Below are 17,558 nucleotides of genomic sequence, written 5' to 3'. Positions count from 1 at the left end.
GTAAAGAAGTACGGTATTTACCGTACTTTTTATTTGGATATTCATCTGGTTAAAATTACTTCAAATTTGTTAATAAAAGGTTAAAAATGCAAATAGGACAATATGAAATCAAAAACCGTATTTTCCTTGCACCGATGGCAGGTATTACTGACCAACCTTTTCGCCGATTATGTAGCCAACTTGGTGCAGGTTTGACGTTTTCAGAAATGATGTCCACAAATCCTGATGTATGGCATACCGAAAAATCGAGATTGCGTTTAGCTCATCACGAAGAAATCGGCATTAATGCTGTACAAATTGCAGGTTCAGATCCAATAGAGATGGCAGAAGCCGCAAAAGTGAATGTTGAGTATGGTGCCGATATTATTGATATTAATATGGGTTGCCCCGCTAAAAAGGTAAACAAAAAAATGGCAGGCTCTGCTCTGCTGCGTGAACCTGAATTAGTCGCTCAAATATTAGATGCTGTGGTTAATGCCGTTGATGTGCCTGTTACGCTAAAAATTAGAACAGGCTGGGATCTTGAAAATAGAAATTGTCTGACAATAGCCAAAATTGCAGAACAAGCCGGCATTAAAGCCCTTACTATTCACGGACGCACCCGCAGTTGTTTATTCAATGGCGAGGCGGAATATGAAAGCATCAAAGCCGTTAAACAAGCTGTATCAATCCCCATTATTGCTAATGGCGATATTATTTCGGCTGAAAAAGCGAAATCTGTTTTAGATTACACCAATGCTGATGCAGTAATGATTGGGCGAGGAAGTTTTGGCAATCCTTGGCTATTTAAGGAAATCAACGATTTTTTTGAAACCGGGCAATATTCCACATTACCCGAAAATGAAAAATATCAACTGATGTTTAAGCATATTGAAGACTTACACCACTTTTATGGGGAAGAAAAAGGCTATCGAATTGCTCGCAAACACGTTGGTTGGTATGTGGAACAGTTACAACCGGAATCAAATTTTAAACGCACTTTTAATACGTTAAGCTCAACTAAAGAGCAATTAAACGCATTAGAAGATTTTGTTAAATCGATTCGTTAGAATCTTAATAATAAAGTTGGATAGAAAAAAATGTTAGAACAACAACCTACACAAAACCCATTAACAGTAACAATGTTAAATGCACAAGCACAACAGGTTAATAAACCTCTTCGTGATAACGTTAAAGCAGCATTAAAAAACTATTTATCTCAATTAAATGGTGAAGATCCAACAGAATTATACGAATTAGTATTATCTGAAATCGAACACCCGATGTTAGATATGGTGATGCAATACACTCGTGGTAACCAAACCCGTGCTGCTACTATGCTAGGTATTAACCGTGGTACATTACGCAAAAAATTAAAAAAATACGGTATGGGTTAATCTGAACAATTAAAAATTGTTACAAAAAAGCTGAGTAAATTTAATTTACTCAGCTTTTTTATGCTCTACAAGCGGTTAATTTTCCATAAAAATTTGCAAGAAATTTATCAGTTCTATTGTTTTTATGCAAAACGTGTTATTTGCTTGTATTCTCATCAACTTGCAACAGCGGAAACCCACCTAAATCTTTAAGACGATTCACCATTGCACAAAATAACTCTGTGGTTTTTTCGGTGTCATATAATGCAGAGTGGGCTTGATGTCCGTCAAAGCTAATTTGAGCAGCTTGGCAGGCTTTAACTAACACCGTTTGCCCGTACATAAAACCCGCAAGGGTTGCGGTGTCGAACATTGCAAAGGGGTGGAAAGGATCACGCTTAGCATTAATCCGTTTAATCGCTGCTTGTAAAAATCCCTGATCAAACGCAGCATTGTGAGCGACAATCACGGCACGTTGGCAGCCTTGTTCTTTCATTGCTCTACGCACCATTTTAAACATTTCGGGAATAGCAATATTTTCTGCCACCGCACCACGCAGTGGGTTATCAATATCAATGCCGTTAAACTTTAGCGACTCTGGGTTAATATTCGCCCCTTCAAACGGCTTGATGTGAAAATGGCATTTTTGGTCTTCCACTAAGTAGCCGTTTTCGTCCATTTTAACCGTAATTGCCGCCAGTTCTAATAACGCATCAGTTTGAGCATTAAGCCCCGCAGTTTCAACATCAATCACAACGGGCAAATAACCACGAAAACGATTTTTTAATAGATTATAATCCGTTGGTTGTGTAGTCGATTGAGGGGTAGATTCAGTTATATTTTCCATTTTTATTTCAACTTAAAAATACAAGCGGTCTGATTTGCAAAATTTTTTACAAATCCGACCGCTTGTGAATAGATAAAAGGAATTAGTTTCCTAATGCGGCTTGTGCGTTTTTGTTTTCAATAAATTCGATTTTATAACCATCCGGATCTTCCGCAAAGGCAATAACCGTTGTGCCGCCTAATACAGGACCCGGCTCACGAGTAATTTTACCACCTGCCGCACGCACATCTTCAATCGTTTGATAAATATCATCAACACCTAATGCAATATGACCATAAGCAGTACCTAGCTCGTAGCTATCCACACCCCAGTTGTAAGTCAGCTCAATAACTGCACTTTCGCTTTCGTCAGCATAGCCTAAGAAGGCTAAAGAGTACTTGTATTGCTCGTTCTCACTTCTGCGTAACAAACGCATACCTAACACTTCGGTATAGAATTTGATTGAACGCTCTAAATCTCCAACGCGTAACATTGTGTGTAAAATTCGCATATTTTCTTTCCCCCTTGAAGTTAAAAATTCTTGTGTATTATGGCATAATTTGTGCTCAAAATCATTTTCTTTCAATTTTTTAGGATTATTTATGGCTCACGATCACGACAGCCCATCAAAACTTGAAATTGCCACACACGCAGCCCTGCCGATGGTGTTAATGTTATTTATCGAAATGGCACTTAATTTTTACGCTGCTCCAGATAATACCATTTTCATCTCCCCTTATTTATTGGCGTTTTTTGTTACCTCTTTCATCGCCATTTTAGTATTATGGAAAGGTGAGATTTGTCGTGGGCAAACCAGCCGCTTAACCTTTATTCTGCCTTTTTTACTGATTTTTGCGGTTGGAAATTTTATTTATTCGATTGCTTTCACACCTAAATATAACCCAATGGCAATTGCCAGTTTTGCTGCCATTTTATCTTGCTTGATCTATTTTCGTTTGCCGGAAGATGAAACGCTCTACAACACTTTGATGTATTGTGGCTTTGGTATTGTGGCAATTGGCATTATTCAATATTTGGCGATTTATTGGATTGAGCTACCTTCACTATTTAACGGCATTCGTGCCAATAATTTTGCTCAAGTGCTGCTTGGAATTTTACTCGCCGGCTGGTATTTAATGTTAGCAAAAAGCCGTTTAGAGGTTTTCTTGAAATTATTGGTAAAATCCGCCTTAATTGTCTTGATACTTAACTACTCCTGGTCAGCATTTGTGTTATATCAACATTTGCAAATTATGCCGGAGATGCCATTGCTCTCATTCATTCTTTATTTTGCTGCACAATTTGTGATTTTGTTGATGCTGGCGTGGTTACTACTTGGAAAAAATATCAAAAATCCGACCGCTTGGAGTGTCGCAACAACCCTTGCGATCTTATATCCATTCGCCAATGTAGCCTGATTTTATGAAATGGGTATTACGCATTTTCGGCATACTTACCGCAATATTCATTGCGGTGATTGCCTTTTTATGTGTGCCTAATACCCAACTTGCGACTCCCATTAACTGGATTTTACCGAAAGAGTGGAAAGTGAAAATTCCACAAGGGTTACACCTAAATTGGCAAGGTTCATCAGTTTCACAATTTCAACTTTCTTATCGAGATTGCCCGCTGATTAGTGCAGATAAAACAGATTTCACTTGGATTAAGCAAAACCACCTATTTGTTGAAAAATTAGACATTGACTACCACTGCTTATCACTCTTTCCCAAATCGGAAAATAATTCCAACACTTCGCTAAAAGCATTACTGGCGGTGATTCCTGATGGCGAAGCAACTATCCACTCGCTTAATTGGAAAAATCTCCCGGAGAATTTTAACCCAAGAATTATCCACTTGTTAGAACAACAAACCGCATTGAAAATTTCTCTATTTAATGGGGAAATCAAGGCTACATTAGCTCAACAAGCGGTCGATTTTTCCGCATTTTTTACAAATGGGAAATTGAATGCCGATTTAACTTACCAACCGAGCAAACAAGAGCAGCATAAGCTTACATTTTCTGCTGAAATTGAAGATAATTTTCTTACACTTCCACACACCCTTTCAGCAGAATATTACTGGCAGCTGCCCGATGAAATCATTACAACCAAAGCCTTACAAAACGGGCATTCAACCTTGAATTGGCAGAAAAACGACCAACAACAATTTGAAGGAAACTGGCAGGCAAGCCTTAGTAGTGAAAATGATAAGCTCACTTTTCCTTTTCTATTTGACGGCAAAAGCCTAGAAATCAAACAAGGGCGTTTTGACTGGAGCTTAACCGAACGTTTTCCGCTTCACGGCTTTGTTACAGCAAAATTTACACCACAATCTTTTACCAACCAGCCATTTTTGCCGCTTAAAACGGCTATTCGTATCAGCTTGCTTTCCCAAAACAGTTTGGGAAAAGGTAATATTGTGATCTCCAATTCAGAGGGCGAAATTACCGAACAAGGGCTGAATTTACCACTACGTTTGACGGGTAACATCAAGCACGGTAACTTTATTTTATACAGCAGTATTCCGCTGGATTTTCAGGGTAATTACGATGATTTAACCTTGAAGTTTTTACCCACTTCCCTGCTTCGTTTGACAGGGAAAGAGCGTTATTTAACGATTGAAGATTTACGTTTTCCGCTTGCCGGGATCAAAATAGATAAACAAGGTATTCACGGGCGATTACACGCTATTCTTCGAGGACAAAGTCCTGACTTTAAAAATATTGAATTCCATTTAGATGGACAAGCTCAAAATTTTAAAGCAGGAGCGTTAGATTTTTTCCAAGATCCGAAAGACCCAAAAGCCGTTAAAGATAGTTGGAAATGGCGAATTTGGGGAAACTCCAATCTTAACGCTTTTAACAGTAAAGTAAATTTAAGCGGCAGAGGGCAATGGCATAAAAATACGGTGCAGCTTAACGAACTAAAGGGCGATTTATCCTCTGTGAGGCTTGATGGCACAACTATTTCCAAAACAGAGCTAACCAACGCCCAAACAATACAATTTAATATCAAAAAATTCACGCTTGACGGAGCTATTCAGCTCAAATCACCTGAAATTAAGTTTGATTACGGTGGGCTGCTACCAAAACCACAAGCAAAACTTGCTTTTAGCGGTGAGTTAGAAAATCTTAATTTCAAAGGTACAGTAAATACCACCGAACTTGGTCCGCTTAGATTATTTGCTCGCCGCCAATTAACCGCAGATGCCAGCCAAATTATCGGTAAACTCTATTGGCTAGAGCAGTCTGCACAAGGCTTCCAACCTCTTTTTCCATTCCGTAGCCAATGGATAATTAATAACGGCACAATTCGTGGCGAAACGGCATTTACCGCCAGTGCAGAAAAAGGCTTAATTGCAGGCGGGCATTTAACCATTCGCAACGGAGGATTATCCTTACCAGATGGCGAGGCAAAAGGCATTGAATTTGCTCTACCTTACCGCTATCAAGATGGACGCTTTCATTTCGGCGTAAAAAAACCGATTGATGTCAAAGTCGCACAAATCAAACTCGGCGAGTTAGCCCTTGATAATGCCTCAATGAAAATTAATGGTTACTACCCTTACACTAAATCTAAGCCATTGAATTTAAATCAATTATCCTTTAATTTATTTGGCGGTAAACTCAATGTAAAACGCTTTGCCTTACCGCAAACTGAAATTACTTATCTGAATTTAGAGCGGTTAGATTTTGAGAAAATTTTGCAATTTATGCAATATCAACAAATCGATCTGAAAGGCAAAGCCAACGCTACCTTGCCATTTTGGCTAAGCGGCAAACCTTGCTACATCTGCGATGGCTTACTTACACAAGCGGAAACCTCTTATTTAACCTTTACCCCTGAATTGCTTTCAGAAATGAAGAAAAGTGGTTACACCGAGCAAATTTTGTTACATTTAGTGGATAAAAGCACGATTAATGATTTTCGCAGTCTGATTAATGTCGGCTCAAAAGGCGATTTAGTGTTGGACGGAAAATTAAAATTATCGTCTAACCAAGATCAATCCAAAGTGAATTTAAACTATAATCACCGAGAAAATATGTTTGATTTGTGGAAATTAATTAACTACAGCTCACAATTTGAGCAAAAACTAGAAAATTATCTCTACCAAAAATTAGATGATGAATAAAAATAACGGAAGAAAAATGAAAACAGCCTCATTTTGTTTTGCAATTTTTTTGCTAAATTTGACCGCTTGTACCCCCAAAGTGCAGCTCGAAACGCCTGCTGATGGGATAACCATTAATATGAATGTAGTAGTAGATCACCGCATTGATGTGAAGATGGACGAAAAATCCCGTGCGGTGATCACGAAAAGTGAAAATAAAACAAAAAATTAGTTAAAGGTTGCCATTTGGTGATCTTTAAATTGTTGATAAATATCGGCTAATTTTTCCCCTGTTGGTAATACCAAATTCGGGCTTAAATCAAACATCGGCACAATCACGAATTCACGATTTTTCATCTCAATATGTGGCACGTTCAAACGCTCGGTTTGAATTTGCTCATTGCCGTATAAAATAATATCCAAATCCAACGTCCGCTCGCCCCAACGGCGTAAACGCACTCTGCCCTGTTCATTTTCAATGCTTTGTAACTTATCTAGCAATTCAGTTGGCGATAATTCGGTTTCAAATTTCGCTACAGCATTCACATAATCAGGCTGATCTTGCGGTCCAACAGGTTTTGAGCCATAAAATGGACTAACCTCAAAATGAATTGCAAATTTTTTCAATTTTTCGACCGCTTGTTTGATTTGTTCAAGCGGGTTATCAAGGTTTGAACCTAAGGCGATATAGACGGTTTGCATCACTTTCCTTAATGTAAAAATGGGCGGATATCTCCGCCCTAATTAAATTATTCTGCTTTAGCAGCCCTGTGCTTTTTCTTAAATGTTCTACGACGGCGTTTTTTCTTCGCTTCAGGCTGCACATTCGGTAAATGACGAACAGATTTTAATAACTCTCCACGTTGTCCCTCATTGCTGAATTGGTATTCGTGCCACCAAGCTGAAAGCTCAACTAAATCGCCACCTTCAATCTCCGCACGCATTACTAACAAGTCAAAACCTGCACGGAATTTGATATGTTCCAGCGTTTGTTGCGGGCGGTTGCCTGTTCGTTTCATCATTTGGAATTGTAATGCCCAAATATCACGAATAACCGAAGTATGGCGACGGTGTAGAGCAACTGCTTTGCAGCTGTCCGCCAAAATGTCATTTGCCGCTAACATCATTGCATCGTGGCTGTTGAAACCACCTTCATTTTTAAGCTGTTCCATTTTTTCACGCAATGGATACCAAAGCAGTGCAGCAAATAAGAAAGCTGGATTAACAGGCAATTGATCCGCAATGCGTTCATCTGTTGAGGCTAATGCTTTATTAATCATACGCTCAGCATTTGAATCCCCTTTCGGAGTGAAAAACGGCGTTAATACAGGGAACAAGAATTGCCACAAATCGTATTCACGCAATAATTGATAGGTTTTTAGCCCTGCTCCTGTTTGTAATAATTTGAGCGATTCATCAAACAAACGAGCTGCCGGGATATTCGTTAAAAGCACCGCCATATCACGAATTGGAGCTTCTGTTGCTTTATCAAGGAACATATCCAGCTTCGCCATAAAACGAATGGCTCTGATCATACGCACAGGGTCTTCTTGGTAGCGGATTGCAGGCTCGCCAATGAGCGATAATTTGCCTGCTCGTAAATCATCAATACCGTTGAAGAAATCAAAAATCAAGTTACGCTTAGTATCGTAATATAACGCATTGACGGTAAAATCACGGCGTTCGGCATCGTCTCTTAATGTGCCGTATACATTATCACGCAATAGCATTCCTTCATCGCTTACTTTCGAGATTTTGTCATTGCTGTGGGAAGCGTGCCCTGCTCGGAAGGTTGCCACCTCAAAAATTTCACGCCCGTAAACAATGTGAGCTAAGCGGAAACGACGACCAATCAAGCGGCATTGTCTGCCGAAAATACGTTGAATTTCTTCCGGACGAGCATTGGTGGCAATATCAAAATCTTTTGGTTTTTTTTCAAGTAATAGATCACGAATACAACCACCAACAATATAGGCTTCAAACCCGGCAAGATGTAATTTATCTACAATCGAAAGAGCATTTTTAGGGAAATCCTTCGGACTAATCCCATATTGAGCTGCACTTACCGTAAATTTTTTATGTAGGAGATGAGAAGGTACATCAGTTTGATGACCTCTACTGCCTTTTTTATGGCTTTTTTGTTCTGCTAATTTAGGGGCTGAACGTTTAGAGCGAGTAGATTTAGTTGTTTTCTCCGCTCTTGGTTCAACTTCTGACTTATTTTCCTTCTCTTGCTTTTTCGGTTTGGAAAATAATGACTTAATATAATTAAAAATAATACACCTCTAAATAGTAAATGCCTCTTGTAAAAGAGGCATTATGTAATTTGCTTATAAACCTAATTGCTTCTCACGAATTTCAGCTAATGTCTTACAATCTATACATAAATCTGCGGTTGGGCGAGCTTCTAGGCGTTTGATGCCGATCTCAACACCACAGGTTTTACAGAAACCATAATCATCTTCTTGAATTTTATGTAACGTTTGCTCAATTTTTTTCAACAATTTACGTTCACGATCACGGTTACGAAGCTCTAAACTAAACTCTTCTTCTTGGCTTGCACGATCGTTAGGGTCAGCAAAGTTGGTCATATCTTCTTGAAGCTGGCTTTTGGTACGTTCTGCTTCTTCCATAATTTGACCGTGCCAGGCTTTCAGAATTTTTTTGAAATGCTCACGTTGAGCTTCATTCATATACTCTTCATCTTTTGCCGGCTCATAAGGCTCAACACCTGCTAATGCTAATAAACCAAGAGAGGTGGTTTTAGCCGTTTCAGTCATAGATTACTCCTTGTTTGGAATTTTATTGTTAAAATTATATCCCGAATACAACCTAACTTCCTTGTAACTACATTATACGAAAAAATCAACATCTTCGGGTTTTTAGTAATGGCGGCTATAAATAACACAAAATCGAATGACTAACAAATAAATTTGCAAAAATTTTGCATTTACATTGATTTATTTGCTCAAAATGATAGCCGAATCACAATTCGGCTATCATTACTTATTATTTACTACCAGCTTTTTGACCAGTCAGAGAGCCATTTTTGAATGGTTTCATTAGATGGCGGGGTAAATTCTAATGTTTTATAGGTTGGCATTTCTGCAAAAGCAGGATCAACGCCTTCTGCTAAAACAGGGTTCATTACATTATGATAAGAAATAATATGTTGTGATTCCGGCTTATGCAAAAATGCTAAGAATTGGTTTGCCAATGCTTTTTGTTTCGTCGTTTTTACAATCGCCGCATTCTCAACTTGAACTAAATGCCCTTCCTCAAACGGAGCAGCCACATATTTATCGGTATTTTCGTGCCACTTATGATATAAAGGCGATGTAGTATAGCTAAGAACCAAATCCGACTCCCCTTTCAAGAAAGCACCATAAGTTTCAGACCAGCCCTTACCTACCGTTACGGTATGTTTTGACAACGTTTTCCAAGCAGTTGGAGCTCCATCACCATAGACTTGATTTACCCACATTAAGAAACCACGCCCAACACTACTGGTTCTTGGATCTTGATAGATAATTTTTAAGTCTTGGCGTTCAACCAGCTCTTTCAAACTTTTCGGAGGATTTTTCAATTTTTCTTTATCATAAATAAAGGCATAAGAGCCTGTATCGTACGGGAAGAAGATGTTATCTTTCATCTCTAATTTGGTTTTTGCCTCAAATTCCGTGAACAACCCTGAATTTTCAGCTTCAGCTTGCAAGAAATTATCAATACCCAGCACTACATCAGCTTTGGTTTTTTCTCCTTCTAAACGCACTCTGTTAAACATTGTTACGCCATTATCAAACGGCATAAATTTTAAATCACAGTTACACTCTTTCTCGAAATTTTGTTCTAATTTTGTAGCCGGACCATATTCAGAGGCAAACGAACTATAAGTGTAAACTGTCAGTGTTGGTTGGTTAGCAAAAGCGGTAGCAGTAAGTAGTGCCAGTGAAGATAAAATCAATTTCATAAAAAGTCCTTCTAAATTAAGTGGATAGAAGGATTTAAGAGGCAAGTTTGCTATCTCAAATCCCTACGCTGATATTAATCAGATCAGGTTCTATGGGTATTTCTCAGCTACAAGCGATCACATTTTACGGAAATTTTGCAAATTTTTAGGCAAATTAAACCGCTTGTTGCACCCCAATGAGAACACTTTATTTTAAAAAGTTTATGACTGAATTTCAACATTCGCAAACGTTTGCCATTTCACCAAAAAATCATTATACTATCGCCCTAGTCCAACAAGGAACTAGAAATGAAACAGATAAAATCCCTTAAACCAAATTCTAAAAAACAGCTACGCATCGTTTTCTGATGCGTAGCTGTTTTTTTATTATTTTTACAGACTTAAATTTGCAAGAGTGTTAAAGAGGAAAATAACAAATGAGCCAGTTGATTCGTACCCTAAAAGGTCATATTCGTGATGAAATCATTAAAAAAGGCGGCTGGGTAAATGCTCACGCTCACGCAGATCGAGCATTTACAATGACACCGGAGAAAATCACTGTTTATCAAAATGCGAATCTACAACAAAAATGGGACTTGGTAGATGAAGTTAAACGCAATTCAAGCGTAGAAGATTACTACCGCCGCTTCTCTCAAGCCATTGAGTTGATGATTTCACAAGGGGTAACCGCATTCGGCACTTTTGTAGATATCGATCAGGTATGTGAAGACAGAGCGATTATCGCCGCTCACAGAGCCCGTGAAGTGTATAAAAACGATATTATCTTAAAATTTGCTAACCAAACCTTAAAAGGTGTGATTGAGCCAACGGCGAAAAAGTGGTTTGATATTGGATCTGAAATGGTGGATATCATCGGTGGCTTGCCTTACCGTGATGAGTTAGATTATGGCAAAGGCTTAGAAGCAATGGATATTTTAATGGAAACTGCCAAATCACAAGGTAAAATGTTGCACGTTCACGTCGATCAATTTAACTCACCAAAAGAAAAAGAAACCGAGCAACTCTGTGATAAATCAGTTGAACACGGAATGCAAGGGCGTGTTGTCGCTATTCACGGCATCTCCATTGGCTCTCACCCTAAAGATTACCGCAAAATGTTATATCAAAAAATGCGTGATAGCCAAATGATGGTAATCGCTTGCCCAATGGCGTGGATTGATAGTGGTCGTAAAGAAGATTTACAACCTTTCCATAACGCCTTAACCCCTGCTGATGAGCTTATTCCTGAAGGCATCACAGTGGCGGTGGGGACAGATAACATCTGCGACTATATGGTGCCACTATGCGAAGGCGATATGTGGCAAGAGCTAAGCCTACTCTCTGCGGGCTGCCGTTTCACTAACTTGGAAGAGATGGCAAATATTGCTAGTCTCAATGGGCGAAAAGTGCTGGGCTTATAGTTAACTACTTCATTATTTATTTAATAAAAAAGAGTTAATATGTGAAATATTAACTCTTTTTTATCTGACGTTGTCTTATCTACCTTCTATATTTACCTGCCATTGCTTGGTACACCGCATTTTCATTCGCTAAGATGGCGTACTTGGCATTTAAAATGGCAAGTTGGGAATTACGCTCGGTGTTCATTGCGGCAATCCATTCACGGAATTCTGAAACACCTTGTTCATAGCGGTTTTTGTAGTATGTACTGATGCGTTTATCTTGATTATACGCATCTTGTAGCACATTTAACGAGCTTCTTGATTGCGTATAGCCATAATAATAACGGTCAATTTCATTTAATGCCGAAGTGATTTTTTGCTCATAATTTAAACGAGCCGTTACATAATCCGCTTCTGAAATTTTTACGTTATTTTTCACACGATTCCAATCTAAGAAGGGTAAATCCAGTTTAATTAACGCATTGCCAACCGGGTTATCTGCAATATTTCCCACATTTGTAGCACTACCTGTAATAGAACCACCAATAGTTAAAGTTGGGAACCAGCTTTTCTCCGTTGCCGTTAAAGATTTAAACGCACTTTGTAAACGCTGTAACGAACCCACTACATCAGGGCGATTCGCAATCGCTGATACAGGCACATTTAAATCTACACCTTGTAATTTCACATTCATAATATTTGGATAGCGAATATTAAGCGGTGTATTTGGGTGAACATTTAGCAAATTGCGTAACATCTGCTCTGCTGTTTTTTGCATAGTGCGTAATTCAATCACTTTATTGCGAGCAGTTAAAACTGCTTGCTGTGCTTGATCTACCGCTAAACGGTCAATTGCTCCTGCATTCATCTTGTTCGTTAAAATACGGCTGATTTGCTCATAGTTTTTGATGCTTTCTTCCGTAATACGAATAGCATCACGGTAATAAGCTAATTGATAATAAGTGGTTACCACTGAGTTGATGATAGATAAACGGGTCGCTTTTAAATCTTCGACTGTTGCTTTGTGAGCCCATTCTGCGGCACTTGCGGTATCGGCTAAACGCTGCCATAAATCAAGGGTATAGCTTAAATTGAATGCTGCTTGAGCCGCAGTGGTTGAAACCCCTGTTGAAATATTATTAGAAGAAGCAGAGCCTAACCCTTTTGCGGCTGAAGCTGAACCAGAACCACTAAAGGTTGGAACTAAATTAGCCCCAACTAAATTAGCGTTATAAAGTGCTTTATTTACTGCAATGCCGCTTTTCGCTAAATCAAGATTGTTTTTAATCGCTAAATCAACAACACGGTTTAATTCCACATCACTATAACCTTGCCACCATTGTTCATTAATTTGATATTGTTTTGTGATTTCATCATAGCTTTGATAAGTTGCTTGTGCTTTTTGCAAAGAACCATCATTGCTCATATTTCCGGTGGTACAAGCCGTTACTGTTAAAGCTAACACTACAGAAAAGGCTAATTTTGAGAGTTTCATTCTATGTCCTTATTTGGGATAAAATAATTTTGTGAAAAAATTTGGGTAGAAAACCGGCGTATTCTACCCAAAAACTACGTTTCTTTCCAGCTAAAATGAACGCTTGTTCATTTAGTTAGCTAATAGTTCACTAATCAGATTGGTATGACGAATTTTCTGGCTATTTAAACTGACACGTTCTGCCACTAAAATCGCTTTTAGTTCGGAAAGTGCTTGCTCAAAGTTATCATTGATAATTACATAATCAAACTCATCATAATGGCTCATTTCAGAAACCGCTTCCGCCATACGTTTCGCAATAGTTTCTGCTGAATCTTGCCCTCTTCCGATTAAGCGTTTTTCGAGCTCTGCTTTTGACGGTGGCAAAATAAAGATTGTTTTCACATTTGCCACTTTGTCCCGAATTTGTCTTGCACCCTGCCAATCAATATCAAGGAACACATCAATCCCTTGCTCAAGGCTGCGTTCAATCATTGGTAGCGATGTGCCATAGTAATTACCGAACACTTCCGCCCATTCCAAAAAATGCTCTTGCTCAATTAAACGCTTAAATTCTTCGTGGTTGGTAAAGTAATAATGCACGCCATCTTGTTCAGCTGGGCGTGGATTACGGGTTGTGTGAGAAACAGAAAGTTGGACTTCAGAACGTGGCAAATCAGCTAATAATGCATTAATTAACGACGATTTACCTGCACCACTTGGTGCTGAAATAATATAAAGATGACCTAAACTCATTTTCTTAATCAATTTAAAACAGATAAAAATAATGGACAATTTTCATTGTCCATTACACAAAATTACTTACGAGCCAAAGGCGGAACAAAGGTAATACCTAAATCCCAAGGCTGCTCAATCCAGGTTTCTTGTGGAATGTCGATGATATAATCATCAACTAATGGAGCACCTTGTGGTTTAGCAAATACGGTTACAAAACGTGCTTTCGGGTACATTCTGCGAATTTCTTTTGCGGTATTGCCGGTATCCACCAAATCATCTACCACAATAAAACCTTCTCCATCAGTTTCAGCTGCGTGTAATACTTTTAATTCACCTTGATTATCGTGATCGTAGCTTGCGATACACACTGTTTCTACGTGGCGAATACCCAACTCACGTGCTAAAACAGCAGCAGGGAATAAACCGCCACGACTTACTGCAATAATCCCTTTCCACTGAGAAGCGGGTAATAAATTTTCTGCCAACTTACGGGCGTGCATATGGAACATATCCCACGTTACCACATATTTTTCGTTTGTGTATTTTTCGCTCATAGAAACAACCTAATATAAAATTGGGGCTCACCCCGATATAAAAAAATTGCACTAGAATAACCTGAAAATGGTTTTTTCGCCATCATTTCATTCATTTTTTTATACAACTTATTACGCAACCGTATGCGTAGTGCAAAAAATCAGCACTAAAATAGCTTCTCTAACGTAAAAAACAGTTCTTTATTTTGTCGAGAGTAAAAATCGGCAATATTACTATCGATTTTTTGATAACGGAAATTCAACTTTGGCACAATGCCTTGCCAATGCCAACTGCGATTCCAAACCGCAAGATTAACTTGATATTCCTTATCTTGCCGTTTATAGCCAAATAAATAGTGCTTATCGGCAAAATAGCGTTTCCCAAAGCCTAAACTTGCTTGAGTTGCCCATTTTTCGCCTTGATAAACCGCCCCAACTCTTGCTAACCACTTATTTGACGTTTGAGCTTTCTCACGAGCGATTTCACGACTACCGTCTAAATTTGCAAAAAATCGCCAATTTTTGACCGCTTGCCACTGTAATCCTCCACTGATTTGGTGCTGATAACTGTTATAACGGCTTGCCGTTAGCTCATCAAAATAGCGTTTTTGTAAATGGGTAAAACTACCTGACATCAACCATTGCGAATTGAGATAACGAAAACCACTTACCGTTGCTCCAAATTGGTAATTATAACGGCTACTTCCCAACCAATTCTGCTCAATAAACGGCGAAAAGCTCAAACGATAACGAGCCGTACGGTAACTATAACTTGGCGAAATAGAAAGAGATTGCTCACGGTAATCTTGATTATCCCAATAATAAATACTGCTATAATTTAGCCCTACTCCCACAAAGTGATTACCACGCAAATTCTGCAATTTGTTTAACCCGAAGCCATAGCGAATGCCTTTGGCTGATTGTGGTAAGCTCTCCTCACTTTTACGGAAAATCCGCCCATTTACGTTCACAATCGGCGAAGATGACGCATTATTCACATTATTGGTTTGGGTATATTGCAGATAAAAATCAGGCTGCCAACGCTCATTTTCTGCAATTTGCATTTGAGTAGTCGCCACAATTTTGCCTAAATCGGGCGGTAAATTGGCTTGAATATGGCTAAATTCACGCTCCGCCTCACGAAATTGCTGATCTTCTGCCAAAACTAAGGCTAAATCAAAACGTGGATAAACCAAATTGGGATTTTGGGCGAGTAATTGGCGGTAGTGAAAAATGGCTGAATAATGATCTTTTTTCGCATAGGCAAGTGCCGCTTTGGCGTAATGCCAAAGTAAAGGATCAACATTGGGCATTTGCTGATAATGGCTTAAAAGCGGTGCTAAGTTTTCCCAATTTTGGCTCAAAATTGCTTGATTAATTTGCTGTTCAACAGTCTGATTGAATGAATATTCAGCTTGATAAGCGGTCGTTTTTTGCGATTTTTTTACAAAATTTTGCTCAAATTTGACCGCTTGTGAATGGCGTTCAAAAGAAACGGGATCTGTGTTGTGCTCAATCACGGTTTCCGCCCATACAACAGGGCTAAAAAGCGAAAATAAAAGGGGATATTTTTTCATAGTATCAGATTAAACAGAGTGGCAGAGCCACTCAATTATGCTTAACCTAGTACGCTTAGCGTGCTAGGTATTAACAAAAATGCCGTTTAATTTGGCTTAAACGGCATTGAACGTCAGAAAAGATTATTTTTGGATATCGCCACGAGTGCCACCGAAACCAATCGTATCTTTACCTTCTAAAATTACTTTTCCACCAATTTCTTGAGCTTCCGGACCGTAGAAATCAAGTGAGTATTGCCCTGAACGATAGCTTTGTCTTGCTGAAGAAGTAATACCAGTACCGGAAATTGCACCTTGTTCTAAGATAACATCATCTCCTAGCCCTGTAATTTCACCTGAACCTATACGATTATTGAAATCAACATTATAGGTAACTTTACCTTCAATTACTTTATCTGTGAAACCTGTCTCCCAATCATAATCAGATCTAATAGTACCATTGAACGCTTTTCCTGAATAGGTTGCGGTACCTTCATTTGGAATTGCTTCTTCAGCTGTTTTTAAACCTCTTACATGAATAGATGATATGCGATCATCTGAGAAAATTTTTCCTGTTTGATTGTTATAAGCCACATACCCTGAATAATCAGCAATGACAACGGAATACGGCTGATTATATACCATTTTATGAGGTCTATCTGCTTTTGTTAATGCATTTATAGTCTCTACACTTGATAATCCGCTACCACTAATATTGGTAATTAAACCAACAGGATATGTTCCATTTGAAATACCTTTAGCCTGTGCAATATCAAGTTGTAATTTATAATCTTCAGCAATTTTCTTAAATTCATCAGGCGTTTTTGATAAATTCTGATCAGCTAAACTCTCTGCTGTCCCCTCATCTAATCCAGCTTCTACCGCAATAGGTTTTAATTGAGCAATTTTCGCTTGACGTTCTTGCTCTGCTTTCTCTGCCGCTAAACGCTCCGCTTCTGCTTTCTCTTTCGCTGCTTTTTCTGCCGCTAAACGCTCTGCTTCCGCTTTCTCTTTCGCTGCTTTTTCTGCCGCTAAACGCTCTGCTTCCGCTTTCTCTTTCGCTGCTTTTTCTGCTGCTAAACGTTCCGCTTCTGCTTTCTCTTTCGCTGCTTTTTCTGCCGCTAAACGCTCTGCTTCCGCTTTCTCTTTCGCTGCTTTTTCTGCCGCTAAACGCTCTGCTTCCGCTTTCTCTTTCGCTGCTTTTTCTGCCGCTAAACGCTCTGCTTCCGCTTTCCCTTTCGCTGCTTTTTCTTTCGCTGCTTTTTCTTTCGCTGCTTTTTCTTTCGCCGCTTTTTCGGCAGCGGCTTTATCAACTTGCTGTTGAGTGGTTTGCGGTTTAGCATTCGGTTTTGTTGCATTGTTTGAGTTGCCACCGGAGCCGCCACTACCACAAGCCGTTAAACTCAATAAAATCAAACTTGCTAATGTTACTTTTTTGATAGACATAGAATGTTCCTTTTGTAAGATAAAAGATGATTTTTGTGTTTAAAACACATGCAGATTGTACAAAAAAAAAACAACCAGTCATCAAGTTCTTTTTTCACTTTTTTAAGATTTTTTTATTAAATTCATCTCAAATTATTCTACAATGGTAGAGATAGCTATCCAGCTTAA

At 38.8% G+C, this 17,558-nt stretch carries 17 protein-coding genes and 1 riboswitch; of the genes, 6 read left to right on the top strand and 11 right to left on the bottom strand.

Features of this window, described 5'->3' with window-relative positions; translation table 11 throughout:
• Positions 1 to 86: 86 nt before the first annotated feature.
• Together dusB and fis are read left to right on the top strand one after the other, a co-directional pair.
• On the top strand, positions 87 to 1,049 hold the full coding sequence (gene dusB / locus ICJ55_RS05180; protein ID WP_025236500.1) for a tRNA dihydrouridine synthase DusB: 963 nt from the start codon (positions 87 to 89) through the stop codon (positions 1,047 to 1,049).
• Between the two features lie 30 nt (positions 1,050 to 1,079).
• Entirely contained in the window at positions 1,080 to 1,376 is a 297-nt protein-coding gene (gene fis / locus ICJ55_RS05175) for a DNA-binding transcriptional regulator Fis (protein ID WP_006247967.1), read from the top strand.
• Positions 1,377 to 1,512: 136 nt separating this feature from the next.
• Here the strand turns inward: fis and rnt are convergent, their stop codons facing one another.
• Entirely contained in the window at positions 1,513 to 2,202 is a 690-nt protein-coding gene (gene rnt / locus ICJ55_RS05170; RefSeq protein ID WP_188157607.1) for a ribonuclease T, read from the bottom strand.
• Positions 2,203 to 2,284: 82 nt separating this feature from the next.
• Positions 2,285 to 2,692, bottom strand: a complete 408-nt coding sequence (gene gloA, locus ICJ55_RS05165; RefSeq protein WP_025236505.1) for a lactoylglutathione lyase — start codon at positions 2,690 to 2,692, stop codon at positions 2,285 to 2,287.
• Between the two features lie 91 nt (positions 2,693 to 2,783).
• Between gloA and ICJ55_RS05160 the strand changes: the two genes are divergently transcribed.
• From ICJ55_RS05160 to ICJ55_RS05150, 3 genes are read left to right on the top strand one after another with little or no spacing between them, the layout of a single operon-like run.
• The gene (locus tag ICJ55_RS05160; RefSeq protein WP_188157605.1) at positions 2,784 to 3,599 is read left to right on the top strand and encodes a hypothetical protein; all 816 of its coding nucleotides are present in this window, start codon (positions 2,784 to 2,786) and stop codon (positions 3,597 to 3,599) included.
• A 4-nt stretch (positions 3,600 to 3,603) separates the two neighbouring features.
• A complete protein-coding gene (locus tag ICJ55_RS05155) occupies positions 3,604 to 6,312 on the top strand; it encodes a YdbH family protein (RefSeq protein WP_188157604.1) in 2,709 nt (902 codons plus the stop codon).
• 16 nt (positions 6,313 to 6,328) lie between these two features.
• Entirely contained in the window at positions 6,329 to 6,523 is a 195-nt protein-coding gene (locus ICJ55_RS05150; RefSeq protein ID WP_025216848.1) for a YnbE family lipoprotein, read from the top strand.
• Here ICJ55_RS05150 and folK read toward each other — a convergent pair.
• The 4 genes from folK to thiB form a co-directional block, all read right to left on the bottom strand.
• On the bottom strand, positions 6,520 to 6,993 hold the full coding sequence (folK, locus tag ICJ55_RS05145) for a 2-amino-4-hydroxy-6-hydroxymethyldihydropteridine diphosphokinase (protein ID WP_188157603.1): 474 nt from the start codon (positions 6,991 to 6,993) through the stop codon (positions 6,520 to 6,522). The two genes, ICJ55_RS05150 and folK, sit on opposite strands and share 4 nt — an antisense overlap.
• A gap of 47 nt (positions 6,994 to 7,040) precedes the next feature.
• The gene (pcnB, locus tag ICJ55_RS05140; RefSeq protein ID WP_188157683.1) at positions 7,041 to 8,555 is read right to left on the bottom strand and encodes a polynucleotide adenylyltransferase PcnB; all 1,515 of its coding nucleotides are present in this window, start codon (positions 8,553 to 8,555) and stop codon (positions 7,041 to 7,043) included.
• A gap of 66 nt (positions 8,556 to 8,621) precedes the next feature.
• Entirely contained in the window at positions 8,622 to 9,071 is a 450-nt protein-coding gene (dksA, locus tag ICJ55_RS05135) for an RNA polymerase-binding protein DksA (RefSeq protein ID WP_188157602.1), read from the bottom strand.
• 236 nt (positions 9,072 to 9,307) lie between these two features.
• The gene (thiB, locus tag ICJ55_RS05130) at positions 9,308 to 10,261 is read right to left on the bottom strand and encodes a thiamine ABC transporter substrate binding subunit (protein ID WP_188157601.1); all 954 of its coding nucleotides are present in this window, start codon (positions 10,259 to 10,261) and stop codon (positions 9,308 to 9,310) included.
• A 42-nt stretch (positions 10,262 to 10,303) separates the two neighbouring features.
• Positions 10,304 to 10,447, bottom strand: a riboswitch (TPP riboswitch).
• A gap of 230 nt (positions 10,448 to 10,677) precedes the next feature.
• Between thiB and ICJ55_RS05125 the strand changes: the two genes are divergently transcribed.
• Positions 10,678 to 11,661, top strand: a complete 984-nt coding sequence (locus ICJ55_RS05125; protein ID WP_188157600.1) for an amidohydrolase family protein — start codon at positions 10,678 to 10,680, stop codon at positions 11,659 to 11,661.
• A 79-nt stretch (positions 11,662 to 11,740) separates the two neighbouring features.
• On the opposite strand, the gene tdeA is transcribed toward ICJ55_RS05125, so the two are convergent.
• From tdeA to ICJ55_RS05100, 5 genes are all read right to left on the bottom strand, one after another.
• Positions 11,741 to 13,138, bottom strand: coding sequence for a toxin/drug exporter TdeA (gene tdeA / locus ICJ55_RS05120; protein ID WP_188157599.1), 1,398 nt, complete (start codon positions 13,136 to 13,138; stop codon positions 11,741 to 11,743).
• Between the two features lie 111 nt (positions 13,139 to 13,249).
• Positions 13,250 to 13,873, bottom strand: a complete 624-nt coding sequence (gmk, locus tag ICJ55_RS05115; RefSeq protein WP_188157598.1) for a guanylate kinase — start codon at positions 13,871 to 13,873, stop codon at positions 13,250 to 13,252.
• A 62-nt stretch (positions 13,874 to 13,935) separates the two neighbouring features.
• The gene (gene gpt, locus ICJ55_RS05110; RefSeq protein ID WP_025216824.1) at positions 13,936 to 14,409 is read right to left on the bottom strand and encodes a xanthine phosphoribosyltransferase; all 474 of its coding nucleotides are present in this window, start codon (positions 14,407 to 14,409) and stop codon (positions 13,936 to 13,938) included.
• Positions 14,410 to 14,555: 146 nt separating this feature from the next.
• Positions 14,556 to 15,965 carry a surface lipoprotein assembly modifier gene (locus ICJ55_RS05105; RefSeq protein ID WP_188157597.1) on the bottom strand — a complete coding sequence of 470 codons (1,410 nt, stop codon included), beginning with the start codon at positions 15,963 to 15,965 and terminating at the stop codon, positions 14,556 to 14,558.
• 123 nt (positions 15,966 to 16,088) lie between these two features.
• Positions 16,089 to 17,390: a factor H binding protein domain-containing protein gene (locus ICJ55_RS05100; RefSeq protein WP_188157596.1), complete on the bottom strand. Its 1,302-nt coding sequence runs from the start codon at positions 17,388 to 17,390 to the stop codon at positions 16,089 to 16,091.
• Positions 17,391 to 17,558 lie beyond the last annotated feature (168 nt).

Origin of the sequence: Mannheimia bovis, from assembly GCF_014541205.1 — a bacterium.
Classification (GTDB): Bacteria; Pseudomonadota; Gammaproteobacteria; order Enterobacterales; family Pasteurellaceae; genus Mannheimia; species Mannheimia bovis.
Note: the sequence above shows the minus strand (reverse complement) of the source record. Positions and strands in the feature narration are given on the sequence as shown.